A 23,814-nucleotide genomic window follows, 5' to 3' on the forward strand; every position below is an offset into this window, starting at 1 on the left:
AGCGTCATCAGGGCACCGACGGGAAAGGCCCGGGAAACGGAGGCGATCAGGCTCTTGATGCGGTCCTCGTCCCAAACTCAGCTGCGCTGGAAATCCGGCAGCTGTAGCACACCGCGGTGGCAGTCCTCCAGCAGCTTGTACAGATCGTAGGGGTTGGTCTGGAACGTCGAGCCCGGCATGGTGAATCTCCTGATGTGTTGCCGCTACATGCCTTCAGCCGTTCGACGGCCGTGCATTGACAGCCGCCTCGAACTTATCCGGCTGCGGGTTTCCATGGTCCAGCCAATCGTAGGCGAACACGTCCATCTGCTTGCTGGCAAGCTCTGCTGCTAACGCGCCGGTAAAGCCAGCACCGGGCAAACCGGAGTCCTGCTGAACGACGAGGATGGTCAGGGGTGGAAGCTCGGAGACCAAACAATAGGATTGGATGGGCTCGAGCAGCTTGCCCAGCCCAGCCGCGGGCACCCCAATGAGTCGAGATAATTGGCCATAGGTCAGTGATTGGCGATTCTTGGCCGCCCAGGCAAGCACGGACCAGATCTGACAGGCTCGCTCAGTCTTCGTCATACGACATACTCCAGGCAACAGCAATACTCGAAAGAATCAGAATGTAGCCCTAACCACCAGCTGTGCAAAACCCAGCATACCGCTCCGCCAAAAAATCCCGATTCGGTCGATCCTCGACATACCGCGGCAGCCGAATCTGCCGCCCGTGCATGCCCTTGAGCGCCGCCTCCAGCGTCGGCCCGTCATGCTGGGCCAGCACCGCCTCGGCGACATGGATGCGCCCGTCCGGATCGATCCCCAACAGATTGGCATCGTAGGCGCGGTGATGGATAGTCGACAAACACAGGCCATTGCTGATCTCGGGACGCCCCCGCACATCCCGGTCCGGGATGATGTGCGCGGCCTCCAGCAGATCCGGAAGCGGCAGCCCTGAGACGGCACAGCGCCGATCGTAGGCGCCGAGCACCAGCTCTCGGAACTCGGCTTGATGCAGCCGTACCTTGGCCTCGACGGTGGTATAGCGCCGATCGATCGGCGGCTGGACCATGCGACCATCGGCCGGCGCTGCGATGTCGTAGGCACTCCCGACAGCGACAGTGCATCGCAGCGCGGACGCATCCCAGACAGTGACGTAGCAGGGAAACAGGATCTCGTAGATGCCAGGGACCAAGCCGTAGAAGTACAGGAACGGCGTCTGGTCCTCGAAGGTCTCCCGCAGCGCCCGGTTATCGCGGTTGCCGGGATCGGTGCCCTGAAAGGCATAGCTGAAGTAGCCGTCATCGCTCAGTGCATCGTCGTAGCGGGCGGTGCGCCCTAGTTTCGGCTTGGTGGTCTTGATGCTGAGGATGCCGCGCTGCATCTGCACCGGCCGGTGGATGCCCCGCGGGGTACTACCGAGATAGACCTGCTCGCCCTCGAAGCGAAAGCCCGGCTGGATCGCGGCCCATGGCACGGCCCCCGCATGAGTTCGCAGCAGCTGCGCGCAGTGACTAAAGGCGGCAAGACGAATCTGATGGTCGCGGTCCATGAACTTCGCTGATCATCCTGTCAGGCGCCTATCGCCCAGCAAGGCCAGTGTCCGATCATCCGCCTTGCCCCCAAAGTACGCCTCGAGCAGCCGGTGAAACACCGAGCCTCCTGGCGAGACCTGCGCAAACAGCGTCGCGCAGGAGCGCAGTTTCAGGTCATCGGGTGAACCGAAGATCTCCTGTGCGGACTTGCCCTCGACGGCGAGCACGGCCTCGGCGCAGGTCAAGAGACGTGGCCCGAGCACTGGGTGGGCGAGATAGGCCTCGGCCTCTGCCCGACTGCGGATGGCATAGCGGCGGGCCATCGCACTGAAGCCGAGCCCGTCGAGCTGCGGAAAGATGTAACACATCCAGTGCGACCGCTTGCGGCCGTTGCGGATCTCGGCGAGGACGCGCTCGGAGTCGTGCTCTTGCGCCCGAACGAAGCGGTCCAGGTCATGCGGATCATTGGCGTCTGTCATCGCGAGCTCACGCAATCACCGCACCACATACGCCTTCGCCTTCACGCTCCCAAACGCCTGCCCTGCATTCACCAGCACCGGCTTGATCCACCCCAGCCGGCGCTTGGCGAGCCCCTCGCCATAGCGGATGGTGCGGAAGTGCCCCCGGCGCCAATGCGCCTTGATGCTGCGGTGCGCCTCACCACCCCCCCCGGTACCCGCCGGCTCCTCGGGCTCCGGCAATGCGGCCGGCCCGATGACGATGCGGTCGTAAGCACCCGCCATGCGCCGCCTGAACTTCGCCGCCTTCTTCGGCCCGAGCCCACGTATCTTCTCCAGCAGATCGGAACGCTCGGTCACGCGAAGCTTCTCCGCATCCGTCAGATTCAGATACAGCAGTACCTTGGCCAGTTGCTCGACCACGGGCTTGACCAGCGCCACGTCGTCTGGGTCCAGCGGCGCCATGCCGGGATGGGCGTAGGCGGCGGGCTCGTTGAACCAGGCGATGTGCCGGTCCAGCACCGCGCGCAGGCACTCATCCTCGTCCTGGACCAGCAGCATGATGTCCTGCGAGGCGTCATCGAGGGCGTTGGCCTTGCCGATCGGCGAGCCGGTGATGACGACCTCGATGACCCGGACCGGCTTGGTCGGATCGAGGTGTAGCGCCCGATTGCGGGCCGCAGTCCGAAAGACCTCATGCCCCGCGGGCAGCTCGTAGGTGCCGATATAGGCGCCTTCGCACTCATGCAGCCCGGAGACCTTGTTGGCCACTTGCAGCGCGTTGGGCCGCGCGAGCTCGATATAGACCATGGGATAGGGGCTGCGGAAGAACCCCGCCGGCAGCTCCGCTGCGAGGTCCGTCTCGGTGAGCATGGCCTGCAGCGCGGGCGTGACCTGAACGATGGGGTCACCATGCGCGCGCAGGCGAGCCCGGACCACGGTGAGCACGAAGCTGCCCATGTTGGCGCCGCCGATGAGGCCGAAATGCACTTCGGCGATCGCGTAGATGCCCGGGACGTGGTTGATGATCCACTCGGTGGTGGCCTGCCCGTCGGTGAGATACGGCTTGAGCGCCGGCATCACGCCCGTGGTCTCGAACACGAGGGTGTCCATTGGCTGGTCCAGCACGGCGTCGATGCGCACCGGATGGGGCAGCGACATGAGGCTGGCGTCGTTCAGTCGGTCCATGGGGTCGGTCTCGCAGGCGCGCTCTAGGACTCGTAGTGCCAGCCCGGCGTGAAGCCCTGGTTGGCGGCCAGCGTCATCAGCGGGCCGATGGTCTGATCATAGGCCCGGTACAGCTCGCCGTAGCTCAGCAGCGCCTCGACCGACGTCAGGTGCAGGTCCGCCAGATAGTCCTCGGCGAAGCGCTCGAACTGCCGCTCGGGGAACGCGCGCTTCGCGATCTGCAGGGCAGCGTACTGAAAGTCGACGAAGTCGCGGAAGTAGTCGCCGTCCGGGAGCTTGTTGGATTTTGAGGAGTTCACTTCGCGCGGTACCGGGATCAGGTTCCAGAGCTGATCGTGGGCGACGAAGGACCAGGGCAGGTAGTGGTCCAGCGCGAAGGCCTCGGGCGTGAGCGGCTGATCGGAGTAGATGCAGCGCAGCCCGGCCGGTGCCTGGCGCAGGATCTCGCGCCAGTACCGGGTCTGGCCGGAGAGCGACTCGCGCTTGGCCGGCGGAAAGAGCTTGGTGGCGATGGCCGGCGTGGCCGGATTGCGCCGCTGCATGTACTGCAGCCAGTGCCAGGCGGCCCAGCCGTGGATGATCGAGAAGTGCCGCTCCAGGTAGGCCACCCAGTCCGGGTGCCAACGCAGGCTCGCGCAGGTCTTCCAGTCGTCGCTGTCGTAGCGGTAGAGCGGCCGGGCGGTGGCGAAGTGCGCATTGGTGATCGCCGGCATGGCGCGCTCGAAGACCATCCAGGCGCCTTTGTCGACGCCCTGCAGGTGCTCCGTGAGAAACGGAATCTGCAGCCGGTAGGGCACGAAGTCCATGAGTCGCGCCGCCTCCCCGAGGTCGCAGCCTCCGAGCGCCGCGCGCAGCCGCTTGCGGTCGTTGGCGGTGAGCGTCTCGGCATCCCCGAGCGCCAGGTCCAGCGCATCGAGCTTCTTGGCGATGGTGTCCTGGGCGCCGAACGACAGCTTGAAGTAGGTATGCGCGAACCAGGCGATCGAGAGCATCTCGATGGTGATCTCGGCATAGGTGTAGGGCCGCTCGGCATCGAAGCGGTGGCGCGCGAGCAGGTCCAGCAGCGCGAGGAAGAAGACGAACTTGTAGGAGTTGGTGGTGTGCTGGAACAACCGGCTCAGGGCGGCGATGTTGAGCCCCGCGTCATCCGGCAATGGCTGGCCGGCCGCGACCATCACGACCGGGCCGCGGAGACGTCCGTGACCAGAAAGCCGATCAGCGTCTCGACCGACTCCCAGGCCGAGAGCAGGACGCGCGCCTGCTGGTCCTCGCAGGCTGGGTAGTCGATGCGCTGGTGGTACTCGATGAGCGAGCGGTGGGCCAGGGCGGGGTCCGGCTCGTCCTCGACCAGTGCCGCGTCCATGTGCTTGAGGTTGGCTGTGGCAAACAGCGGCGCATAGGCCTCCAGCCAGGTGGGGATGTCGTGCTCGACCGCATCCTCGACCTCGAGCCCCTTCGCCTCGCAGTAGCCGAGCACACTCTCGCGGAAGACCTCCATGGTCAGGTCATGCGTGAGCTGGCTGTCGCCGCCAGCAACCGCGACCAGCGCCTCGAGATCGCAGTGCTCCAGCGTCTGCATGGCCCGCTGCAGGATGCGCGTGCCGTCGAGAAAGGCCAGCGCATTGAAGGTGGCCATGATCTGGCGCGGCTGGAAGGCATGCAGGCCGTGGCGCAGATCGGCGGCGATGGCGTCTTCGTCTGACATGCTGGTGACTCGGCGCGTTGGCGGTGATCGGTACGGAAAACGCGGGCACGGTGTTGCAAAAACGCGCGTCCACGACCCCATGGCATTATAGCCATGCAGCGGAGCTTCAGAGAGGACAGCGTTCGTGAACCACGATCTGATCGACGAACCGACCTACTACGACGAAAACGCCGAGGCCTTCTTCGCCGAGACTGTCGCGGTCGACATGACGCCGCTCTATGCGCGCTTCCTCGCCCACCTGCCACCCGGCGCGGCCATCCTCGATGCCGGCTGCGGCTCCGGGCGCGACACCCTGGCCTTCCGCCAGCGCGGCTATGCGCTCACCGCACTGGAGCCCTCAGCGCCCCTCGCACGGCTCGCCGAGGCCCACTGCGGCCTGCCTGTGGCCGTGCTGCGCGTGCAGGACGTCCAGTGGGCGGAGCGCTTCGACGGCATCTGGGCCTGCGCGAGCCTGCTGCATGTGCCCCTGGCCGAGCTGCCCGGGGTGCTGGGCCGGCTGGCCCGGGCGCTCAGGCCCGGCGGGGTGCTCTACGCCTCGTTCAAATACGGGGCAGGGGAGCGGGAGCAGCGCGGGCGGCGGTTTACCGATCTCGACGAGGCGGGGCTGGTGGAGCTGCTGCGGGCTGTGCCGGAGCTGACGGTGGCGGAGACATGGACCACGGCGGACCGGCGGCCGGGGCGGGAGGCGGAGCGGTGGCTGAATGCAATGATGCTCGGATAACGATACCCCGCATCGGGGACTGCTGTACGCTGTACAAGGTTGCGCCTGTCTAATCCCACATCAAACCATAGTCGGCAAAGCTAAGTGTGTTCTGATGACACGCAGGACAGAAATAGCGGCCATCGGTCAGGATGGCTGTCCGGTTATCGAAGTTCCAGCTCACAACGATGTTCCGCCCTGCCTCGCCAACAAGGGCTGGGTCGTTGTAGGGCAGCGCCACAGCCCGGTGCGTGCGGCAACGGCATGGGTCATCAAAGAGATTGATCGTCAGCAAATGGTTGCCCTTGGCGCAATACGCCGGAAAGGCACAAAGTGCGTGAAAGTCGGCCATCCCGCCGCCAATCATCAAGGGCTCACTCTGGTAGCCACAGGCAGAACAAGTGGCGATCACGCTCGATCCCATGGTGGGCCTAATCCTCCCCGATCACCTCATCCAGCACGATGAATTGCACCCGCCCCCAGGCTGCGGCTTGCTCGTCCAAGCGCGCGATTCTGCACCTCAGTGCCCGGCCTGCGTCCAGACGTTCGGCTATGCCCACATTCAGCCGTCGCGGAAGATAGCCGATGCGCTCGCCGCGCCAAGCGATAGCGATGGCCAGTGGATCATGCGGATTTTCAGGTTCACGGATCAGCTCAAGAGCATCGCCAACCTGCATGTTTGGTTCCACCGCCGGGCCTACGTGATGTTGATAGCCGGCGACGAAGCCCTGCAGGAGCCCCCAAGCGCTCGCGGGCGTCTCGCGCAGAGGCGCCAAGACACGCGCCAAATCCCGCTGGCTCGCCGGATCAAGCCCGATAGGCGCGCTGCGGTTCGTTGGCGGCTCAGGAGGCTGCCGGAACAGGTCCAACGCGAGCGCACCGCGCGCCAGCGCGCATTCCGGGGCATTGAGTGCCTCCTGGACGGCTTCCGCGAATGCGCTCATCGCATCACTACATGCGGCGTTGCAGGGGCCGCGCAGTTGCGCCAAGCTAAATGTCACTGTGTCGAGCGAGAAGGCATACTCGGCCGTTGCTCGTTCACGCCGCAGCTGCAAGGCGAAGATGCGGGTGCCTTCGCGCCAGCAATCGTCCCAATAGTTGGCGACACAATGGTGCATGGCGGCACCTTCGCGCTGTAGGGCGACCGCATCGCAGAGCTCCCGGGCATGGGCGTCATCGTCGTCGTAAGCGCCGAGGATCGGTGTCAGAACCCTCTGATCCGTCGCCGCTGACGATGCGCTCGCATCCTCGGCCTCGGCCTCGGCATCGGGCTGATTCAGCGCCCAACGGTGCCAGCGCCGCGATGCCGTCAAGAGTGAGCGGAAGCCAAGTGCCTCGATCCAGGCCAGCTGTAGCCGCTTCGCGTTCAATCCGCGGGGGCGTTCATCATGCGCTTCGGCCCAGGCAAGCGCTGCCTGCGCGAAGTCACGACAATCGGCGAGGGCCGGCCCCAAGGGCCCGAAGTGCCGGTGTAGCGGGGTGCAAACGGCGGCAAGGCCCTGACTGAACGCAGCGCGGCCGAGGCGGCGCAGGTCGGCGTCATCATCGGCGAGCAGGTTCAAGCTGATGAGCAATGGCATCGCCTGCTCGAATGCCTTCGGCGTTGTGGGGCGGCGATGGGCTGGGATTCCGTCGAGCAGCTGTAACAGCCGCCGATGGGATAGCGCGGTGGCGCCCCACATCGATCTGCAGATCGTAGCGCGCACCAAGCCTTTGGAGATGTCGTAGTGCCGCGCGAGCGTGCCGACCAGATCGCGTCCCTCCTCAATGGCTGCGATGACCCGATCGTCGCGCACGCGCCAGGCGTGGCGCTTGCCCCCGTTGTGCTGCAAGACATGGTGCGCGGTCAGGACAATTGGCGCGACCAGCAGGGGGAAGCGGGTCAATGCCTGGAGACGATGCAGACGCTGCTCGGGCTCGCGTGCCGCAATGCGGTTGTAGTTGCGCAATGAATCCCAGTGCCGGTGGCTATTGAGGCTGGCCAGCAGGGTCAAGACCTCCTGGTCGAGTCCGGCCGCGAACGCCCGTGCCACGGCATGGCGGGGATCGCCCCAGGAGAGCTGTGGCATGGGGGCGGCCGGCGCGGCGTAGAGCGGCAGGGCGCGCATGCCTGCACAGTCGATCTCCAAACGGGTGCCGCAGCGGTCATCCATGACCTGCGCCAGCAATGGGCTGATGATTGCATCATCTGCAAACGCCGTCTCCGGCAGCAGGAAGGCCAGGACGCGCCCGTCTACCAGGTGCAGCCAGAGCCGTGGCTGGCTGTCGCCCGCGCCGAGCCAGTCGCCGCGCAGCCAGAGGCGAGCGCGGACGCCAAATTGACGGGGAACGGCTACGGGCATGTCGGTGAAGGACGGCATGACAGCGGCAGGTGAGGGATCGACCACAAGGAAAGCAAGCGCTCGTGTCCTGACCGAATTTGATCTCAGGGTGCGCTCCGTCAATCCCAGCTCAGCCGGTCACCGGGCGAATACGCTGGGCGCTCATCCCGCCGGCGCGACGTTTGAGGATCGACACCGATGCGAGGCGTGCCGCCTTGCTTGCGGATGCCCGCATCGATCTCCTGTTGGCTCATGAGCCGGCTGCTGGAGCGCGGCTGAAGCGATTGGTGCCAGCGAGCGCGGTCGACCTCGCCCATGCGCTCGGCCTTCTTGCCCTGCAGTGCGGCCCGCTGTTCATAAATCCGCTCCAGATCTTCCCTTAGAACCGCTGACGGATCGAATTGCTGCTATTGCCGAAGAGCTCGCGCAAACGCCGCTCTTTGTCGTCGAGCGCTTTCAGCTGACGGTCGATGTCCGCGACGTCGGGGGGCTCAGACGACGGCGCGGACCGATAGGCAGAACCACCGGGCAACTTGCCGTGACGGCGCAGGCGATCCAGCTCCATGGCGCGTGCCTGGGTTTCCACCGAATAACGACTGCTTGATGCGGAGCGCGACGGACTCGGACCCGACAGCCTGGATTGCGACAGATCGACTACCTGGGCTCGGTTGCCGCGGGGACAACGGCCATCCGTGAATTGCACCTTGCCATCACTATCGATGCACTTGTAGACGGTGTCCGCATCGGCCGCGGTCGCGAGCAGCAGACCGACGAAGACGAAACGACGCAGCATGCAAAACCTCCGGAGACGGCGAGCTAGGTCGTCAAAGCGTCATTGGCCAACGCACCGGCATCAGGTGCCCAGCCCCCTGCCACCCGCTCGCGCAGCGCCTTGCCAGGGCGGAAATACACCGCGCGCCTGGCCGGTATCGCCACCGGCTCACCGGTGCGCGGATTGAGACCCATGCGTGCCGCATAGTGGCGCAGCGAAAAGGCACCAAAGTCACGGATCTCGATGCGCTCACCGCGCACGAGCGCCACTGTGATCTGCCCGATGAGGGTCTGCACCGCTTGCGCCATATCCTCGACACTGAGATGCGGCTGCTGCGCCGCCAGACGCTTGATCAGATCCGTGCGGGTCAACGATACAGTTGCGAGAGACGCGGCGGCATCCGCCGCCAGGGGCACGTCACTCGGGACCTCGGCAAAATCCGTCATGGAACGCATCCTCTGCGGCAAGACCGCGCTGGTGGGAAGGTAGCACCGCCCCTCGATTGGCTGAGTACCCATCCAGGCACGGCTGGAGCAACGGACACATTCTCGCACGCCTCGGCGCCAACATGAAGGGCGCGACACAAGGCCACAAGCCGAGGGCTCACACCGTCTCCGTCGCCAGATGCCTGGTGCATCCATCGCCGCCGACCCTGATAACCTCTGCGGGCGAAGGGGTATGATGCGACACCCAGCCGCTGTTGGGACCCGTCACCGGTCGCTGCCGGCGCACTGCGTCGCAGGGTAGGTTTATGCCGTATCGGACGAACCCAGGAGCCTCGTATGAGATCCCCGTTGAACGTCACACCTCTGGCCGCCGCAACCCTGATCCTGGCGGTGCCCGCCAGCGCACTGGCCGCATCGAGCCAGGACTGGACCGGCTGCTATGCCGGCGTCAATGCCGGCTATGTCTGGGCGGATATGAGCAGCACCGGCCTCTATGCGGCCTATGGAATACCCAATGAGCACCTCGGCTCGAAGCAGGCCGCTGGCGGCGTGCTCGGCGGACAGCTGGGCTGTGACTATCAGCGCGAGCAGTGGGTGATTGGCGCACAGGCGGCACTGCAGTTTGCCGATGCCAAAGCCGATCACGCCTATCCAGGCGGCACCTCGTCGAACAACCGGGTCGAGTACGACCTGCAGCAGATCGGCACGCTCACCGCCCGCCTGGGCTACCTGCTGCAACCGCAAACGCTCGGCTATGTCACCGCGGGCATGGTCTGGGGCAAGACCGAATTCACGGATTCGGACCCAACACCCGGCTATGACTACCCGCCCTACGATGTCTCCAAGGACATCGACCGCACGGGCTGGACCCTTGGCCTCGGCGTCGAGCACCGGCTGCAGAAGCAGCTCACGGTGTTTGCCGCGTACAACTACATGGACCTGGGCGATGAGAAGTTCAGTCTCCACTATCCTGATGGATTCACGGAGCGGTTCAAGCTCGAACAAGACCAGAGTCTGCTCACGCTCGGGCTGAACTATCGCTTCTGAGCCGCCGTTCGCGGCGTCAATGACGGCGAGCCTGTCCTTGAGCGCAGCCACTTGCCGTCATCCATCTCAGACCAGGTAACCCCATGGCACAGCCCACCTACCGCATCCGACACCTCTGCTCCACCGTGCTTGCCGCAGACCCCGCGCCCCTGGACCTGGAAGACGAACCGCTTGCCACGCTGCCCCTGCTCGGCACCGTCAGCGCCGGCCAGCCCATCGAGGCTATCGAGGACCCCGAGACCATCGACCTCCCCGAAGACCTCGCGCGCCGCGCCAGCTTCGCGCTCAGGGTGCGCGGTGACTCCATGACTGAGGACGGCATCGAGGATGGCGACCTCATCCTGCTCGCCCAGCGCCCGCGCGCCGAGAACGGCGCCACCGTGGTCGCGCTGATCAATGGCGGGGAGGTGACCTTGAAGCGGCTCTATGTCGAGCCCGAGGGCATCCGCCTGCAGCCGGCCAACCCCGAAATGACCCCGCTCACCTATCCCCATGAGGCGGTCGAGGTGCTTGGGGTGGTGACCGGAGTGCTGCGACGGAACGCATGACGCAGTGGGCACGAGCCGGCATTGAAGGATGTCACGGATACGCACAAGTCCTGGTTGCCAGTTCCAGATCCCCTGTCACCAAGCCACTCATAACCGCACCACTGAAGCGCCTTGCCCGGCGCCAGTTGCTCCCACAACCGTCTCATTCCAGCACTTCGACCGGCCAGCCAAAATAGCTATAGAGGAATTGCCCGCCGCCTTCCCGGTCGGTCAGCTTTGCCTGAATGCGAAAACGCGTCCCGACTGGGTAGTCACGCGTGAGACTTTTCGAGCACTCGACATGAAGCGTTTGGGGATACTGTTGGCCCGCAACGGGGCGGATATGGACCTTGCCATGCAGACCTGCGGTTTTGGTCGGCAGATAGCTTTCCACGATGACCGATTCGTATAACGTAGGTTTTGCCATGCTTGTGAGCCTGATTCTCCAGACCTGACTTTCGACTTCCGCAGAGGGGGCGACGAAGCCCTCTACAGCCCCAAAGTCGCGGCCGCCGTCCATCGCCCATCTCCTATTGGACGACTGCTAAGCGGCCGCGCGTATCGGTAACACCAAGCGAGAGCGGACCCAGCATTCGCGGTGACCGCACGGATCAGCACGCGGTGATAGAGCGCCTCGGCGTCATGGCCCTGGAAGCCCTCGATCGCATCGGCTTCGGCGAGGGCCGTCTCGGGGTCGGTCAGCTCAAGTAGCTCACCGTGGACCCAATCGTCCGGCGTGCTCGGCGGCTGCCAACCGGGATACGCCCCGAGATCGAACAGACGACCCGGTGCGCGGGCCGGTTGACGATGGCCGATGCCGTCGAGGGCATTGCCCAAGGACTGAGTCGACTGCAGCAGGCCGTAGACGAACAGGTGGCGCACCGCAGGTGCGGGCCGTTCGTCGGCCGCGGCCCGCGCATGCACCGACGTCGGCAGGCCGAAGTCACGCAGCCCCGACTCGACGATCTTGGCGTAGACAGCGGTCGGCGCGACGAAGCCGGGTCGGCGATGCTTCGGGTGCACGGTGTAGGTCAGCGCCGCATGCCGCTCGCCATCCTCCGTCAGCACGGTGACGGTCTGCCTCGCATAGCAGGCGCCTTCCTTCGCATCCAGGGCCTTCCAGCCATCGGTATCGACCCGAAACAGCATCCCGGGCGTCGCCTGACCGATCGTCGGCGTCACATCCAGCGCCCCGCCGTTGCGGCTGCGTGAGTGGTAGTGATAGATGGGACGATGATCGGGCAGCCAGGCCGCGTGTTGCCGGACAAGACCGTCGTGGCGATAGCCCCGCTGGGTGCAGAAGCGTGCCCAGTCGGCCGCATGCAGATTCGATCCGTAGGCGAAATAAGGAAGTGGGGCTGTCATCTCAGTCGCTCCGGTGATTGGTGGCCAGCCGGCTGCCACTGATGGCGAGTGCCGACGCATCCTGGCTGTGTGCCCGCCGCTCCTGCGGTGTGCAGACCTCGACCTGCAGCGGCCAGGTCGCGACGCGCGGCAGCAACTCGTTCAGATAGGACCCACCGAGGACCATGAGGGCGAGCTTGCCGTCGCAGGGCTCGGCGCGTGCTGCCTCGCACAGCGATTGCAGTTGCGGGCCATCGCAGGTGGTGAGGTCATGCCGAGCGGCGCTCAGGTCGAGGCCGAGTTGTTCGCGCATCCGGCGGCGCAGCTTGGGGAAACGCCAAACGTAGATGCCTAGCATCAGCAGGCCTTCATCGAGAATGCACTCGGGCCGGCTTGGTATCCAGACATGCCGTGGCTCCCGCGGCAAGTGGCGCCGCATCAGGCTGTCATTGCGGATGTCGAGCTGCCAGGACGGGCGGCTGTTCTCATAGAAACCAAGGGTCGCCTGAACGATGATGCCGTCATCGTAGGGATGGGGAATACCGATCACGGCATGGGCGGTGAGTGCTGACATGGTGCTGTGTCTCCGTTGGTTGCTGGACATTGCACACACTAGTCGAGCTGGCGTGACGGCGACGTGACACGAAAAAACAAAAACAGGCGATGCCGAGCACCGGGAGGGTCAACGGTGAGGCAGTGCGTTCGGGCCGACCAGCATAAGGATCGGGAGCGCCGAGCAAGGACGGTTCACGGGTCGAGGGTCTTCCCACCAGCGATCGAATGCGGCCTCATCCAGAACCATGCCGGCGGTGGACAGTGCCTGCAACAAACGGTGCTTGCGTTGACGACGCTCGCCGGTCAAGTCTTGCGCACGGACGGCCGAATGGCCCCCGAGATGCGACCGCTGCGCCGTCAGCAACGAGAGTAGATCCTGCGCCTGTCTTGCCTTGAGCACATCCCGCGCCTCGGCGCCATCCGGCTTGTGCGTCACCACCTGGCGGGCACTGATAAACGCAACGGCCAGGCAGGGCGACAGCTGCTTACGGCGCTCCTCGAAACGCTGCCGGGCGATAGGCTCGGGATAACGGAGGGTGGCGCTTTCGGCATCCTCCACGACGGACCAGGCCGCAATGTCGAAACCCAGCCCGGCGAACGGGTCCCGGGCCGGATCGCACCAGCCTTCGAGCGGCGCATAATCCAGTCCCGTTGCGTAGACGGCAAGCTCGAGCAGGTTGAACCAATCCGGCTGCAACGGGCGCTCATCCCCGAAATACGAGACCGCGCGCAGCCCCCCAGCGGCACGCTGACGCACGAGTCGCTGCACGCGCTGATAAAGATCCGCGCGGGCTGTCCCGATCTCTTCTTGTGCCGGCGGTGTCTTGGTGAGCGAAATCAGCCGATAGACGAGCGGTGCCGGACCCAGGACATCGTCGCTGGAGGCCGCGGCGAGGAGTGCGTCGACCTCGCACCAAGACGTTTCAGCGCCACCGCGCATCAGCAGATGCGCCAACCGATAGGCCGTGATCTGAGGCCAGGGGCAGCAGAGAGGGTGAGGGTCGCGCGCGGTTGCATAGGCCTTGCGGAGATGGCGCTCGGCTTCAGCCGTACCACCGAACTGCAGCTTCAGGTCCAGCCCCTGACGCAGCAGTCGAACAACCGCAGTGGTCCGCGCCTGCTCCGACAACATCACCTCAAGCCCAACAGCGCCGCCACATCCTCGAACTCCGGGTCCTCGGCATAGATCGCCTGCAGCTCGCGGCGGCTGTCGCGATGGCGCCCCAAGGCCCTGTAGGCCAGAGCGCGGTCATAGCGGATCTGGCGCAAGAGCGCGGGCGGGCGACCTTGCTTGCGCCGGTAGGCCGCGGTGAAGGTCTGCACCGCCTGCTCAACCATGCCCAGCGCCATCAGGGCGCGGCCCTTGTAGAGCAGCAGCGCCGCATGCACCGCGCTGTCGTTCTCTACACCGGCGGCCAGACGCACGATGGCGTCTGCATCCGGCAGCGGCTCGACTGCGAGCAGCAGCTCCGCCAGCGCCGCCTTGACCACCACATCGTCGGGTACCTGCGCGAGGACCTCGCGCAGATGCAACTCAGCCAGCAACGGCTGATCGCGCAGCTGATGCAGCTCGGCCAGGGCCAGTCGGGTGCCGCGCTCGCGCGGGCCGATGTGGGCGCGGACCTCCGCGGTCACAGGCAGCTCGATGTCCGCCGAGACCCCGTACTTGGCATACAGCGCCCCCAGGCGATCGACCCCGCGGAGGGCGGTGTGCAGGTGGCGATGGGCTTCATCGAGCTCGCGACGCTTGAGCCGCAGCATACCGGCGGTCCAGGCCGCGTCCGGCAGGTCTGTTGCCGCCTCCAGCTGCGCCAACGCCCACGCCTCGTCGCCCGCGTGCAGGGTACGTAGGCCATCGACGAAGGCGGCCTCCTCGGGAGGGGTGACCAGGCGCTGAAAGAACCCCAGCGTGAGCCGGTCCTTTGCCGGGACCGGCTGGGAGGACGCGGCCTTGGAGCCGCCACGCCGCCGCGGCTCCTGCACCGTGTAGTACAGACCCGTGCCGGGCAGCCCGACCGTGACGCGGTTACCGCGCGGGCCGATGGTGTACTTTGCCCCGCGCGGCACAAGCGACAGCGAGGCGCCGGACTTGCTCAGATTGAGGCTCACACCGGGGGCGAGAGTCACGCGGCGCCAGAATCGAAAGCCCATCACACCCTCCCTGCGACAACAGCGAATCCACACAGAGTATGCCAGCAGACGAAGAGAAATTACACTCAGCGATAGCGACGTCCGCCGGACGCCGTGCATGGCCCATACCCTTCGCTCAGACGCTACCAAGCCCCGCCTGTTCGCCTGTCTGCGCGCCTAACTGCTCGGCAGAGCAGGAGACACCGCCGTCGCGCGCCGCCGCGATCGCCCCTGTCCGAAGCGTCTGAGCGACACAGAGCCCTGCGCGACGGACGCGACAGCCTGGCCCACATCGATCACCTTGCGGGAACCCCGGCGGCCCCGCTCGTCGTCAAAAGCAAGCACGCACATGGCTGCATCCGGGGACCACCCTGACCATGGACGAACCGAAGCCGTTTGATCGCCAAAATGGCGAAAAACTCCTCACACGCGATCAGCCATACGACACCCTCAAAACAGCGCCGACAGCGCACCGATAACCGATGCAACACAAGCCTGATCGTCGCAAGGACGGCGCCCAATGCCCGATACAGACGACGCCTAAAAGCAAGCGCAACCCATCTCAATGGATGCCGATCAATACGCCGGTACATTGACGGATGCCGTTCGATTTCTTTCGACGCCGTGTCAGCAAATGCATTACACTCCCGCCTTTGATCACAACACCCGGGAGTTATCCATGGATTCCTTCGAGCATCTCGACATCGATGAGCTGCAGCGGCATCAGCAGGAGATGGCACAAAAGCAGGTCGAGATCGAGCGGCTGCTGAAGGTCAAGCTGAAAGAGGCCAAGGGCGATTTCGTGCGCGAGCTGCGCGCGCAGATCGAGGCCAGGGGCTACGAGGTCTCCGACATCGCCAGCCAACTGCTCGGCCGCAAGCGTGGCGGCGGTGCCGAGCCCACCGGCAGCTACTATGTCGATCCAGACGATCCGAGCAATACCTACAAGCGCGGACCGGTCCCGCAATGGCTTAAGAACAAGATGCTCGCGCAGGGCTTCGATCCCACCGACAGGGAACAGCGCGACGCCTTCAAGGCCGAGCATTTGAACCTGGTCGTGGGCTAATCGAAAACCTATGGCCAATGGCCGTCAACCGGCGGCCTTTACACCGAGCCCTTTCCTGATCTTCTGCCCTCCAATCGCTGCGCTGAAACGCCCGATACCCCGATGCTGCGCTTGCCTCTCCGGCTCACGCTGACAGTGCTGCTGCTATTGGGCGGCTGCGATCAATCACCAACCGGCCGCACGCAGGTGACGCTGATCCCCCAGCAGCAGATGGCCGCGATCGGCGAGCGCACCTTCGCCGAGCTGTTGCAGACCCAGCCCCTGGTGACGGACAAGGCCGTGCGCGAGGAGATCGCCTGCATCACCCGCGCCCTGGTCGAGGCGCTGTCGCCGCCCCGGGGCGAGTGGTCGGTGGCCGTCTTCCAGGACCCGAGCCCGAACGCCTTCGCGCTGCCCGGCGGCAAGATCGGCGTCAACAGCGGCCTGCTCGAGGTCGCGCGCACCCCCGATCAGCTCGCCGCCGTCATCGCCCACGAGATCGCCCACGTGCGCGCCGACCATGGCAACGAGCGCCTGACCCAACAGCTCGCGGTCCAGGGCGGCCTGCTGCTGGTGGACCTGCTGGCCGAAGACCCCGGCAGCCTCGGCCACGAGGTGCTGCGCAAGGCGCTCGGCATCGGCGCCGAGCTCGGCCTGCTGCTGCCCTACAGCCGCACCCACGAGCGCGAGGCCGACCTGCTCGGCCTGGAGCTCATGGCGCGCGCCGGCTTCGATCCGCGCGAGAGCCTGAGCCTGTGGCGCAACATGGCCGCGGTCGACCGGGGACAGCCGTTGGAGTTCCTCTCCACCCATCCCACTCACGACAGCCGGCTCGACGACCTGCAGGCTGCCATGCCCGCCGCCCTTGCGCTCCAGGCGGCCGCGCTCGAAGACCGCCCAGCGCCGCGCTGCGCGCGCTGAACGCGCAGGCGGACTTGCACAACAGGTGCCCCTTGGCCGGGTCACTGTCGATATAGACAGCTCCCGGCCGCTGGCGTAACCTGCCGGCGTTCACTGCCGCCCCGGACGCCAGCACGATGTCGCCCCCGTTCTGCCACGACAACCGCCAAGCCAGCCGCCCCAGGCCCGCAACCAAGCCTCTCCGGGTCGGTGCTATACCCTGCCCGGTGGCGCGCGCCATGCCATGCCCCTTGCCGCGCATGACCTGGCCCGTGCAGGCCGGCTTCCCATCGCCGGCGGAGGACGACCAAGAGCCGGCCATCGACCTCAACGCGCTGCTCGTGCCGCACCCCGAGGCCACCTTCCTGCTGCGCGTGCGCGGTCACTCCATGACCGGCGCCGGCATCGACGACGGCGATGTTCTGCTGGTGGACAAGGCGCTGACGCCCAGCCACGGGCGCATCGTCATCGCCGTGGTCGACGGCGAGTTCACCGTCAAGCGCCTGCACCTGGGCCGCGACGGCGTGCGCCTGGAGGCGGCCAACCCGGACTATGCCCCGATCCGCTTCCAGGGCGGGCAGGAGCTGCAGGTCTGGGGCGTGGTGACGCGCGTGATCAAGACGCTCTGAGGTCCAGCCATGCCCCCTGTCATTGGCTCCCCAGATCCGCGCATTGCCCTGGTGGACTGCAACAGCTTCTACGCCTCCTGCGAGCAGGTGTTCCGCCCGGACCTGCAAGGGCGCGCCGTGGTGGTGCTGTCCAACAACGACGGCTGCATCGTCGCCCGCTCGCGCGAGGCCAAGGCGCTGGGCCTGCGCATGGGCGAGCCCTGGTTCAAGGCCCAACGGCGGCTGCAGGCGGGCAGGGCGCCACAGCCAGCCGGCGAGGTCACCGCGCTGTCGAGCAACTACGCCCTCTATGCCGACATGAGCAACCGCGTCATGCGCATCCTTGGGCGCTTCGCCCCGCGCCAGGAGGTCTACTCCATCGACGAGAGCTTTCTCGACCTGAGCGGCCTGCCGGAGCCGGCCGCCGCCATTGGCCAGCGCATCCGCTCCACCGTGCTGCAATGGACCGGGCTGCCGGTCTGTGTCGGCATCGGCCCGACCAAGACCCTGGCCAAGCTCGCCAATCACCTGGCCAAGCAGGACGCGCGCTGGAACGGCGTCTGTGATCTGGCGGCGCTGGCCGAGCCCGACATCGACCGGCTGCTGGCCGATCTGGCCGTCGGCGAGGTCTGGGGTGTCGGTGCACGGCTCGCACGGCGGCTGCAAGCGCTCGGCATCGACAGCGCGCTCGCCCTGCGCCGGGCCGCGCCCCGGCAGATCCGCCAGCAGGCCTCCGTGGTGCTCGAGCGCACAGCGCTTGAACTGCGCGGCATCCCCTGCCTGGCACTGGAGGACATGACCCCGGACAAGCAGCAGATCCGCTGCTCGCGCTCCTTCGGCGCCCCGGTCACAAGCCTGCGGGAGCTCACCGAGGCCATCACCACCTTCGCCAGCCGCGCCGCCGAGAAGCTGCGCGCCCAGCAGGGCGAAGCCGCCGCCGTGGCCGTGGAGATCCAGACCAGCCCGTTTCGCACCGACAGCACGCCCTATGCCGCCAGCCGCAGCGTTGCGCTCGCTACGCCCAGCGCCGACACCCGCGCGCTGGTCGCCGCCGCCTGCCAGGGCCTGCGGCAGATCTACCGCCAGCATCGGCGCTATACCAAGGCCGGCGTCCTGCTGCTGGGCCTCGGCCCCGCCGCCAACACCCAGCCGAGCCTGTTCGACGACAGCGACAGCCGCCGGCAGAGCAGGGCGCTCATGGCCGCGCTGGATCAGATCAATGACCGCTTCGGCCGCGGCAGCCTGTACCTGGCCAACGCCCGGCCCGCCGCGCGCTCGGACCCCCGCCCAGCCCCGCGCTGGGCCCGGCGCCAGGACCACCGCTCACCGCGCTACACCACCCGCTGGGACGAGCTGCCCGTGGCACACTGCTGAGAGAACCCAGCATTGAGCCAACACCCGCCGCCAATGACCACCGCGCCCATTCACATCCACACCTACTCCGGCATCGCCTTCGACCTGCGCGCCCCCACCCCCGACATGGTGCGCCTGGAAGACATCGTGCATTCCCTCTCGCTGATGAACCGCTTCAACGGCGCCGCACGCTTCCCCTACAGCGTCGCCCAGCACTCGCTGCATGTGGCAGAGCTGCTGCCCGCGGACCTGCGCCTGGACGGCCTGCTGCACGCCGCCGCCGAGGCCTACATCGGCGACATGGTCAGCCCGCTGAAGCAGGTCATGCCCGAATACAAGGAGGTGGAGCGCCGCATCAACGCGGTCGTCGCCGCGGTCTTCGGCCTGGCCTGGCCCGAGCCGCCCGCGGTCAAGCAGGCGGACCTGGCTGTGCTCGCCGCCGAGCGCGAGCAGGTGCTGCGGCCGTCCTATGGCCCCTGGTTCAAGGACTTTCCCACGCCGGCGCCGATCCGCATCCAGCAGCGGGACTGGGTGGCAGTGAAGCGGGAGTTCGCCGAGGCGGTGCAGGCCGAGATGGCGGGACGGCGGGGGTTGGTATACGGGCGACAGGCAGAGGGGCGGGGTGTTGCGATGGGTGATCCTGAGCGTCGGAAAGCGGACTCTTCCGATGACGGTGCCAGTGACCGCTACACGCTGATAACGGAAGGTCCCGCCCCTCTGGTGGACCGTCCGCGCTCAAGCCAACAGCGGACAAAATCCCTTGGCGCCAAGGCGGTGCCGTTGCCCGCCGACATCGGTGAACCGCCACACCCGCTCCGGTCGCCCTCGCTCGGGGCACACCCGCCTGTGACGATGCTCCCGAACCGGCCCCGGACTGGGATCTCCTCAAACAGCCCGAGCCCGACTCCGAGTTTGACCAGTGCGTTGCCTAGTAGTCGCCGCCTTCTCCTGTAGGGAAACGGTGCGCCCGGCCTCGTCTCCAGGCGGCGTGCTGCGCCGCAGATGCTTGCCCCGGTGCTCTTGAGTGTGCACCGCGTGCGACGTCCGTCAGCCCCGCTGTTGGGTGTTGACGGCGCATCCCACCTCACGCTAGCCTGCATTATCGGGTCAACCTACACGCTCAAGGCGGCTTGCATTTCCTATCCGTGTCCGTCCCAAGCCGCACTCCCAGTACAGAATCGCTATCGAATCGAGCCCTTCGCTGCCTGCCCGTGCGACCTGGACCGCGGACCCACTGATTGCCACCCCGGAACCCGCCTCATAACATGCCGATCTCCGACTTGGTTTTTGCCGCCGAGCAGTATGCGCTGCTCGGTCTTGCTCTTGCTGCAGCATACGGCTGGGGCTACCTGTTAACTCCCTGGATGCACCGGTCCCTGGGTCAGTCCAGCCTGCTGACGGCGCCGCTACGCATGGCCGCGGGAACCGGACTAATCATGATCGCCCTATTCATCGCCGGAACATTGGGCCACTTCGATGTGGGACTAATCGTTTTTCTGCTAACTACCGGCATATTCGCTGCGGTTTTGTCGCTGTTGTTGCGGGCTCGACCGTTACGTGCTTCGCTGAAGCAAACGGCAGACTCCCTACGGCACATATCCTCCGCCGCTTGGTGGTGGTCTGCAATTGCGCTGGTGCTCGTTATCCCGATCATACTCTGGCCGCTGCAGGTTCCCCTGGAATGGGATGAACTGATGTACCACCTGCCCTACGCCCGCTTCTGGGCGCAGCACAGTGCCATCGTTCTGAACGAGTGGTTACGGTACCCGCTATTCCCGTACAACATGGAGCTCCTCTACGGGGCTGCGCTGGTATTCGATAACGACGTGCTACCGCACCTTTTCCATGCTTCGACCGCCGCACTCACGGCCATCCTGACTTTCGGCATCGCCTCCCGCTTCTTCGATCGGCGCGTTGGGCTCATTGCAGTCGTCTTCGTTCTGCATGCAACGAAAGGATCCTGGAATCAGGCAGACGTCGATCTGGGCATGATGCTCTTCTGGACCTCCGCCTTCGCGAGCTTAGCCCTACGTGCCAATCTGGCCGATGAGCGCTTCTCGTATCTTGCTGCTTTCTTTGCTGCCATTGCCGTCGGAATAAAATATCAGGCTCTTTTCTACCTGCCGGTTTTTGTTCTCCTAGCCTTGGCCGTGGAAAGACGGCCTGCAGTTATAGCCAAGGCGATCTTGATCTTCCTCGCCGCTGGCAGTTATTGGTATCTCCGTAACTGGTTCCTTTCCGGGGACCCAGTGCACCCCTTCGGCGGACCCCTGTTCGGGTTTTGGTTGTGGACCTCGGAGGACATCGCTGGCCAGTTCTACGATCTGGAGCGGGTGCGGGAACCCCCGCACTGGTACTTCTGGATAGCGCTTGCTGCACCTCTGCTTTGGCGAAACTCATCCACCTTCTTCCGCGCCCTGAGCCTTTCTGCAGCCGCGTCGGTAGGCGTCTGGTATTTCGCGTCGGGTTATCCGAGATACCTCTACCCGGCCTACCCGATGCTGGCGCTGCTGTCTGCTTACGTAATAATCGCCGCAGCAACCCAAACCGGCATGGCCGAACGCGCGACACGTGCGCTCCTCCGATCGCCCCTAAAGGTGCATCGATATCTGCCCACGATCGTGTTTTCAATGGCGGCAATTGTTTCCTATACCGAGGCATCGAAGCTCTCGAAAAAGATCATTCCTCACGAAGATGACCGGTCCGCGCTGCTTGCGGAGCGGTTCCCAGGATACGCGCTTGTCCGCTCCCTCGAAGATCGTCCGGTGGAGCCGCTGTATCAGCTCGGGTTCGAGGATCAGCTTTATTATCTCGGGGATTCCATCCGGGGCGACTGGTTCGGACCAGGTCGCTACGCCGACGTGATACCGCTCGTGGGAGATGCACCGGCACTCGCCGATCATCTTCGTGCCCTAGGGGTCAGCAGTCTCCTTGTGAATACCGGCCGCGAGCCCTTTTCAAAACTGGTGTGGGACCCTCGACTCTTAGAACATTTCCAGCTGGTTTCCGAGTCCGATGGAGCCCTGCTCTTGCGGCTGCGCGATCCGAACTAGAGGCTTCGGCGATAGCTGTTCCTTTGGCTCCTCGAAATCAAGAGGCTCTTCCATGCATTATGAATATGAATCCACGTCGGCACAGATGAGCAACGTGCATCCGAGGGCGCAGACAGACCTTATTCGTATTGCGGTTTTGATCCCCTGTTTTAATGAAGCAGCAGCGATCGAGAAGGTCATTTTTGAGTTTCGCGACGTGCTTCCAGATGCCCAGATTTACGTGTACGACAATAACTCGACGGATGGTACCGCCACCATCGCTCGGAACGCGGGGGCCCTTACCCGGTACGAAAGCACGCAGGGCAAGGGTCACGTCGTGTGTCGCATGTTCAGCGAGATCGACGCTGACGTCTATCTGCTGACTGACGGTGATGGCACCTACGATGCTGCCAGCGCGCCGGGACTCATCCTGCGCTTGATCAGTGACCAACTGGATATGGTATGCGGAGCGAGAATTGCGACCGGCTCAGCTGCATATCGCCCGGGTCACCGGTTCGGTAATCGCCTGCTGACTGCCCTTGTCGCGGCAATCTTTGGTAGCCGTTTCCGCGACATGCTAACCGGCTACCGCGTGTTCTCACGACGCTACGTCAAGTCCTTCCCGGCCCTCTCCGAGGGGTTCGAGATCGAAACCCAACTGACTGTTCATGCCCTGGAGATGCGAATGCGCGTTGCGGAAATTCCAACGCCGTACTTCGAGCGTCCTGTGGGGTCGATCAGCAAGCTCCACACGGTCCGCGACGGATGGCGGATCCTGCGTACCATCGTTTATCTCTTGAAGGAGGAACGGCCACTGACTTTTTTTTCTGCGATCTGCGGAGTACTTGCGGCTGGATCGGTCCTGCTTGCGGTGCCAGTCGTGGCGGAATACATTCAAACTGGGCTGGTGCCGCGCTTTCCTACGGCGATCCTGGCGACTGGCATGATGCTCCTCGCGTTTCTCTCGCTTGCGAGTGGGCTGATCGTGGATACGGTCTCGCATGGCCGTCGCGAGATGAAGCGACTCTATTATCTCGCCCTACCACCACTCCCTGCGGACGAGACGCCAGGTGAGCGGAGGGGTTAGTCTTGTACTGGAGTAGGCTGCGGAACGAGGCCTCGGGCTTCCTTATAGTCGGCGGGATCGGTTTCGTTATCGATGCTGCGGTGCTGACGTTCCTGGTCCGAAACCATGGTTGGGGGCTTTATGAAGCGCGTGGCGTTTCGTTCGGCTTGGCAGTCTCTGCGACCTGGTATTTAAATCGCAAGATCACCTTCGCGAGTCGCGTCGGCCGTTACCGACGGCAAGAGTATCTGCGTTACGTGTCGACACAGTCTCTGGGAGCCTTCGTCAATCTCGGCGTATACGCAGGCGTTATCGCGATAGTTCCAGGAATAGGAGCCTGGCCAGTCATCCCACTTTCTATTGCGTCTGGGATCGCGATGATCTTCAATTTCGCGAGCGCGAGACATTTTGCGTTTTCGAGTGCACAGGATTAAGTCGGTCCGGCCGATGTGACAGACGTAAGAGGGCTAAGCGACCGTGGTGTGCCGTGGTTGGTGGTTGGTAGTTGATAGCGCTCCCGAACTGGCTGTTTCCTTCCGGCGTTCACCCCTTCACGGCTTTCCACAGATGGACAAACCGGTATTGAGTGGACTCCACGGGGTGCTAGTGCAGCAGCTTAGAAGTTCTGAGGCCGTTTCTTAAGAGGTCTTGGTATCATTCTGAACAACCGTTGTTGTTCATTCTTTTGAGCTGTTTTCAATGTCTCTCTGTGTTGCTGAGGCGATTCACGTGACCGACCAAACCCGCAAACAGTTGGAGGCGATTGAGCGCCAGCACAGCCCGCCGCAGCGCCTGGTCAGGCGGGTGCGGATCATTCTCCAGGGTGCGGCAGGGGTCGACGTGCGTCAAAGCGCCGCGCACCTGGGTCTGAGCCGCTCGACGGTACAGCGCTGGCGTGCGCGTTGGCGCGCGACAGACGGTCAGCCGCTGCATGAGCGGCTCGCGGATGCGCCGCGTTCGGGCGCACCGGCGACCTTCACGGCGCAGCAGGTCTGCTCGCTCATCGCCTTGGCCTGCGAGCCACCGAGTGCGTACAACCTGGTGCAGACGCATTGGACGCAAGCCGCTCTGGCGCATGTGGCCGTGCAGGAGGGGCTGGT

The 23,814-nt window shown here is 64.9% G+C and carries 28 protein-coding genes; 12 read left to right on the forward strand and 16 right to left on the reverse strand.

Annotated elements, in window-relative coordinates:
- Window positions 1-213 precede the first annotated feature (213 nt).
- From F2Q65_RS17525 to F2Q65_RS17550, 6 genes are read right to left on the reverse strand one after another with little or no spacing between them, the layout of a single operon-like run.
- Window positions 214-567 carry a hypothetical protein gene (locus F2Q65_RS17525; protein ID WP_150094702.1) on the reverse strand — a complete coding sequence of 118 codons (354 nt, stop codon included), beginning with the start codon at window positions 565-567 and terminating at the stop codon, window positions 214-216.
- 49 nt (window positions 568-616) lie between these two features.
- On the reverse strand, window positions 617-1,534 hold the full coding sequence (locus F2Q65_RS17530; protein ID WP_150094703.1) for an HNH endonuclease: 918 nt from the start codon (window positions 1,532-1,534) through the stop codon (window positions 617-619).
- A gap of 12 nt (window positions 1,535-1,546) precedes the next feature.
- Window positions 1,547-1,996: a DUF1810 domain-containing protein gene (locus F2Q65_RS17535; protein WP_150094704.1), complete on the reverse strand. Its 450-nt coding sequence runs from the start codon at window positions 1,994-1,996 to the stop codon at window positions 1,547-1,549.
- A 15-nt stretch (window positions 1,997-2,011) separates the two neighbouring features.
- Window positions 2,012-3,163: an AcrVA2 family anti-CRISPR protein gene (locus tag F2Q65_RS17540; protein ID WP_150094705.1), complete on the reverse strand. Its 1,152-nt coding sequence runs from the start codon at window positions 3,161-3,163 to the stop codon at window positions 2,012-2,014.
- 23 nt (window positions 3,164-3,186) lie between these two features.
- The gene (locus F2Q65_RS17545) at window positions 3,187-4,338 is read right to left on the reverse strand and encodes an HNH endonuclease domain-containing protein (protein WP_150094724.1); all 1,152 of its coding nucleotides are present in this window, start codon (window positions 4,336-4,338) and stop codon (window positions 3,187-3,189) included.
- Window positions 4,338-4,868: a hypothetical protein gene (locus F2Q65_RS17550; protein ID WP_150094706.1), complete on the reverse strand. Its 531-nt coding sequence runs from the start codon at window positions 4,866-4,868 to the stop codon at window positions 4,338-4,340. The genes F2Q65_RS17545 and F2Q65_RS17550 overlap by 1 nt, the downstream gene beginning before the upstream one ends.
- 124 nt (window positions 4,869-4,992) lie before the next feature.
- Between F2Q65_RS17550 and F2Q65_RS17555 the strand changes: the two genes are divergently transcribed.
- The gene (locus tag F2Q65_RS17555) at window positions 4,993-5,589 is read left to right on the forward strand and encodes a class I SAM-dependent methyltransferase (protein ID WP_246156333.1); all 597 of its coding nucleotides are present in this window, start codon (window positions 4,993-4,995) and stop codon (window positions 5,587-5,589) included.
- 49 nt (window positions 5,590-5,638) lie between these two features.
- Here the strand turns inward: F2Q65_RS17555 and F2Q65_RS17560 are convergent, their stop codons facing one another.
- The 5 genes from F2Q65_RS17560 to F2Q65_RS17580 form a co-directional block, all read right to left on the reverse strand.
- Entirely contained in the window at window positions 5,639-5,992 is a 354-nt protein-coding gene (locus tag F2Q65_RS17560; protein WP_150094707.1) for a hypothetical protein, read from the reverse strand.
- Between the two features lie 7 nt (window positions 5,993-5,999).
- Window positions 6,000-7,928 carry an HIRAN domain-containing protein gene (locus F2Q65_RS17565; RefSeq protein ID WP_150094708.1) on the reverse strand — a complete coding sequence of 643 codons (1,929 nt, stop codon included), beginning with the start codon at window positions 7,926-7,928 and terminating at the stop codon, window positions 6,000-6,002.
- 80 nt (window positions 7,929-8,008) lie between these two features.
- Window positions 8,009-8,206 carry a hypothetical protein gene (locus F2Q65_RS17570; RefSeq protein ID WP_150094709.1) on the reverse strand — a complete coding sequence of 66 codons (198 nt, stop codon included), beginning with the start codon at window positions 8,204-8,206 and terminating at the stop codon, window positions 8,009-8,011.
- 62 nt (window positions 8,207-8,268) lie between these two features.
- Complete coding sequence (locus F2Q65_RS17575; protein ID WP_150094710.1) at window positions 8,269-8,682, reverse strand: DUF4124 domain-containing protein; 414 nt, start codon at window positions 8,680-8,682, stop codon at window positions 8,269-8,271.
- Between the two features lie 23 nt (window positions 8,683-8,705).
- Window positions 8,706-9,107, reverse strand: coding sequence for an HU family DNA-binding protein (locus tag F2Q65_RS17580; protein ID WP_246156335.1), 402 nt, complete (start codon window positions 9,105-9,107; stop codon window positions 8,706-8,708).
- 336 nt (window positions 9,108-9,443) lie between these two features.
- Here F2Q65_RS17580 and F2Q65_RS17585 point away from each other — a divergent pair, with 336 nt between their 5' ends.
- Together F2Q65_RS17585 and F2Q65_RS17590 are read left to right on the forward strand one after the other, a co-directional pair.
- Window positions 9,444-10,154, forward strand: a complete 711-nt coding sequence (locus F2Q65_RS17585) for an outer membrane protein (RefSeq protein ID WP_150094711.1) — start codon at window positions 9,444-9,446, stop codon at window positions 10,152-10,154.
- A gap of 83 nt (window positions 10,155-10,237) precedes the next feature.
- The gene (locus F2Q65_RS17590) at window positions 10,238-10,702 is read left to right on the forward strand and encodes a LexA family protein (protein ID WP_150094712.1); all 465 of its coding nucleotides are present in this window, start codon (window positions 10,238-10,240) and stop codon (window positions 10,700-10,702) included.
- Window positions 10,703-10,844: 142 nt separating this feature from the next.
- Here the strand turns inward: F2Q65_RS17590 and F2Q65_RS17595 are convergent, their stop codons facing one another.
- The 5 genes from F2Q65_RS17595 to F2Q65_RS17615 all read right to left on the reverse strand — a co-directional run bounded on the left by F2Q65_RS17595 (window position 10,845) and on the right by F2Q65_RS17615 (window position 14,830).
- Window positions 10,845-11,201 (reverse strand): hypothetical protein, encoded by a 357-nt coding sequence (locus F2Q65_RS17595; protein ID WP_211354081.1) that lies wholly within the window; start codon window positions 11,199-11,201, stop codon window positions 10,845-10,847.
- Window positions 11,171-12,046: a gamma-glutamylcyclotransferase gene (locus F2Q65_RS19555; protein WP_170265796.1), complete on the reverse strand. Its 876-nt coding sequence runs from the start codon at window positions 12,044-12,046 to the stop codon at window positions 11,171-11,173. The genes F2Q65_RS17595 and F2Q65_RS19555 overlap by 31 nt, the downstream gene beginning before the upstream one ends.
- A gap of 1 nt (window position 12,047) precedes the next feature.
- Window positions 12,048-12,599 carry a hypothetical protein gene (locus F2Q65_RS17605; RefSeq protein WP_150094713.1) on the reverse strand — a complete coding sequence of 184 codons (552 nt, stop codon included), beginning with the start codon at window positions 12,597-12,599 and terminating at the stop codon, window positions 12,048-12,050.
- 108 nt (window positions 12,600-12,707) lie between these two features.
- A complete protein-coding gene (locus F2Q65_RS17610) occupies window positions 12,708-13,709 on the reverse strand; it encodes a hypothetical protein (RefSeq protein ID WP_150094714.1) in 1,002 nt (333 codons plus the stop codon).
- 2 nt (window positions 13,710-13,711) lie between these two features.
- Window positions 13,712-14,830 carry a DUF4236 domain-containing protein gene (locus tag F2Q65_RS17615; RefSeq protein WP_342782263.1) on the reverse strand — a complete coding sequence of 373 codons (1,119 nt, stop codon included), beginning with the start codon at window positions 14,828-14,830 and terminating at the stop codon, window positions 13,712-13,714.
- A gap of 445 nt (window positions 14,831-15,275) precedes the next feature.
- On the opposite strand from F2Q65_RS17615, the gene F2Q65_RS17620 reads away from it, so the two are divergent.
- From F2Q65_RS17620 to F2Q65_RS17660, 9 genes are all read left to right on the forward strand, one after another.
- Window positions 15,276-15,776 (forward strand): H-NS family nucleoid-associated regulatory protein, encoded by a 501-nt coding sequence (locus F2Q65_RS17620; protein ID WP_150094716.1) that lies wholly within the window; start codon window positions 15,276-15,278, stop codon window positions 15,774-15,776.
- A 102-nt stretch (window positions 15,777-15,878) separates the two neighbouring features.
- A complete protein-coding gene (locus F2Q65_RS17625; protein WP_150094717.1) occupies window positions 15,879-16,676 on the forward strand; it encodes a M48 family metallopeptidase in 798 nt (265 codons plus the stop codon).
- A 218-nt stretch (window positions 16,677-16,894) separates the two neighbouring features.
- Complete coding sequence (locus F2Q65_RS17630; protein WP_211354083.1) at window positions 16,895-17,284, forward strand: LexA family protein; 390 nt, start codon at window positions 16,895-16,897, stop codon at window positions 17,282-17,284.
- Between the two features lie 9 nt (window positions 17,285-17,293).
- Window positions 17,294-18,637: a Y-family DNA polymerase gene (locus F2Q65_RS17635; protein WP_150094719.1), complete on the forward strand. Its 1,344-nt coding sequence runs from the start codon at window positions 17,294-17,296 to the stop codon at window positions 18,635-18,637.
- Between the two features lie 12 nt (window positions 18,638-18,649).
- Window positions 18,650-19,570, forward strand: coding sequence for a hypothetical protein (locus tag F2Q65_RS17640; protein WP_150094720.1), 921 nt, complete (start codon window positions 18,650-18,652; stop codon window positions 19,568-19,570).
- Window positions 19,571-19,881: 311 nt separating this feature from the next.
- Complete coding sequence (locus F2Q65_RS17645) at window positions 19,882-21,669, forward strand: ArnT family glycosyltransferase (protein WP_150094721.1); 1,788 nt, start codon at window positions 19,882-19,884, stop codon at window positions 21,667-21,669.
- Window positions 21,670-21,721: 52 nt separating this feature from the next.
- Window positions 21,722-22,735 (forward strand): glycosyltransferase, encoded by a 1,014-nt coding sequence (locus F2Q65_RS17650; protein ID WP_246156337.1) that lies wholly within the window; start codon window positions 21,722-21,724, stop codon window positions 22,733-22,735.
- 2 nt (window positions 22,736-22,737) lie between these two features.
- The gene (locus F2Q65_RS20465; RefSeq protein WP_150094722.1) at window positions 22,738-23,148 is read left to right on the forward strand and encodes a GtrA family protein; all 411 of its coding nucleotides are present in this window, start codon (window positions 22,738-22,740) and stop codon (window positions 23,146-23,148) included.
- 295 nt (window positions 23,149-23,443) lie between these two features.
- On the forward strand, window positions 23,444-23,814 hold a 371-nt coding region (locus tag F2Q65_RS17660; RefSeq protein ID WP_170265798.1), incomplete at its 3' end, for a helix-turn-helix domain-containing protein.

Origin of the sequence: Thiohalocapsa marina (assembly GCF_008632335.1) — a bacterium.
GTDB lineage: Bacteria > Pseudomonadota > Gammaproteobacteria > Chromatiales > Chromatiaceae > Thiohalocapsa > Thiohalocapsa marina.

Coding starts and splice junctions, on each gene's coding strand:
- F2Q65_RS17540 (WP_150094705.1), bottom strand. CDS start 3,163: ATGGACCGACTGAACGACGCCAGCCTCATGTCGCTGCCCCATCCGGTG.
- F2Q65_RS17530 (WP_150094703.1), bottom strand. CDS start 1,534: ATGGACCGCGACCATCAGATTCGTCTTGCCGCCTTTAGTCACTGCGCG.
- F2Q65_RS17535 (WP_150094704.1), bottom strand. CDS start 1,996: ATGACAGACGCCAATGATCCGCATGACCTGGACCGCTTCGTTCGGGCG.
- F2Q65_RS17570 (WP_150094709.1), bottom strand. CDS start 8,206: ATGGGCGAGGTCGACCGCGCTCGCTGGCACCAATCGCTTCAGCCGCGC.
- F2Q65_RS17565 (WP_150094708.1), bottom strand. CDS start 7,928: ATGCCGTCCTTCACCGACATGCCCGTAGCCGTTCCCCGTCAATTTGGC.
- F2Q65_RS17525 (WP_150094702.1), bottom strand. CDS start 567: ATGACGAAGACTGAGCGAGCCTGTCAGATCTGGTCCGTGCTTGCCTGG.
- F2Q65_RS17545 (WP_150094724.1), bottom strand. CDS start 4,338: ATGGTCGCGGCCGGCCAGCCATTGCCGGATGACGCGGGGCTCAACATC.
- F2Q65_RS17575 (WP_150094710.1), bottom strand. CDS start 8,682: ATGCTGCGTCGTTTCGTCTTCGTCGGTCTGCTGCTCGCGACCGCGGCC.
- F2Q65_RS19555 (WP_170265796.1), bottom strand. CDS start 12,046: ATGACAGCCCCACTTCCTTATTTCGCCTACGGATCGAATCTGCATGCG.
- F2Q65_RS17630 (WP_211354083.1), top strand. CDS start 16,895: ATGCCATGCCCCTTGCCGCGCATGACCTGGCCCGTGCAGGCCGGCTTC.
- F2Q65_RS17585 (WP_150094711.1), top strand. CDS start 9,444: ATGAGATCCCCGTTGAACGTCACACCTCTGGCCGCCGCAACCCTGATC.
- F2Q65_RS17580 (WP_246156335.1), bottom strand. CDS start 9,107: ATGACGGATTTTGCCGAGGTCCCGAGTGACGTGCCCCTGGCGGCGGAT.
- F2Q65_RS17590 (WP_150094712.1), top strand. CDS start 10,238: ATGGCACAGCCCACCTACCGCATCCGACACCTCTGCTCCACCGTGCTT.
- F2Q65_RS17625 (WP_150094717.1), top strand. CDS start 15,879: ATGCTGCGCTTGCCTCTCCGGCTCACGCTGACAGTGCTGCTGCTATTG.
- F2Q65_RS17620 (WP_150094716.1), top strand. CDS start 15,276: ATGGATGCCGATCAATACGCCGGTACATTGACGGATGCCGTTCGATTT.
- F2Q65_RS17615 (WP_342782263.1), bottom strand. CDS start 14,830: ATGCACGGCGTCCGGCGGACGTCGCTATCGCTGAGTGTAATTTCTCTT.
- F2Q65_RS17635 (WP_150094719.1), top strand. CDS start 17,294: ATGCCCCCTGTCATTGGCTCCCCAGATCCGCGCATTGCCCTGGTGGAC.
- F2Q65_RS17650 (WP_246156337.1), top strand. CDS start 21,722: ATGCATTATGAATATGAATCCACGTCGGCACAGATGAGCAACGTGCAT.
- F2Q65_RS17550 (WP_150094706.1), bottom strand. CDS start 4,868: ATGTCAGACGAAGACGCCATCGCCGCCGATCTGCGCCACGGCCTGCAT.
- F2Q65_RS17595 (WP_211354081.1), bottom strand. CDS start 11,201: ATGGACGGCGGCCGCGACTTTGGGGCTGTAGAGGGCTTCGTCGCCCCC.
- F2Q65_RS17645 (WP_150094721.1), top strand. CDS start 19,882: ATGCCGATCTCCGACTTGGTTTTTGCCGCCGAGCAGTATGCGCTGCTC.
- F2Q65_RS17605 (WP_150094713.1), bottom strand. CDS start 12,599: ATGTCAGCACTCACCGCCCATGCCGTGATCGGTATTCCCCATCCCTAC.
- F2Q65_RS17560 (WP_150094707.1), bottom strand. CDS start 5,992: ATGGGATCGAGCGTGATCGCCACTTGTTCTGCCTGTGGCTACCAGAGT.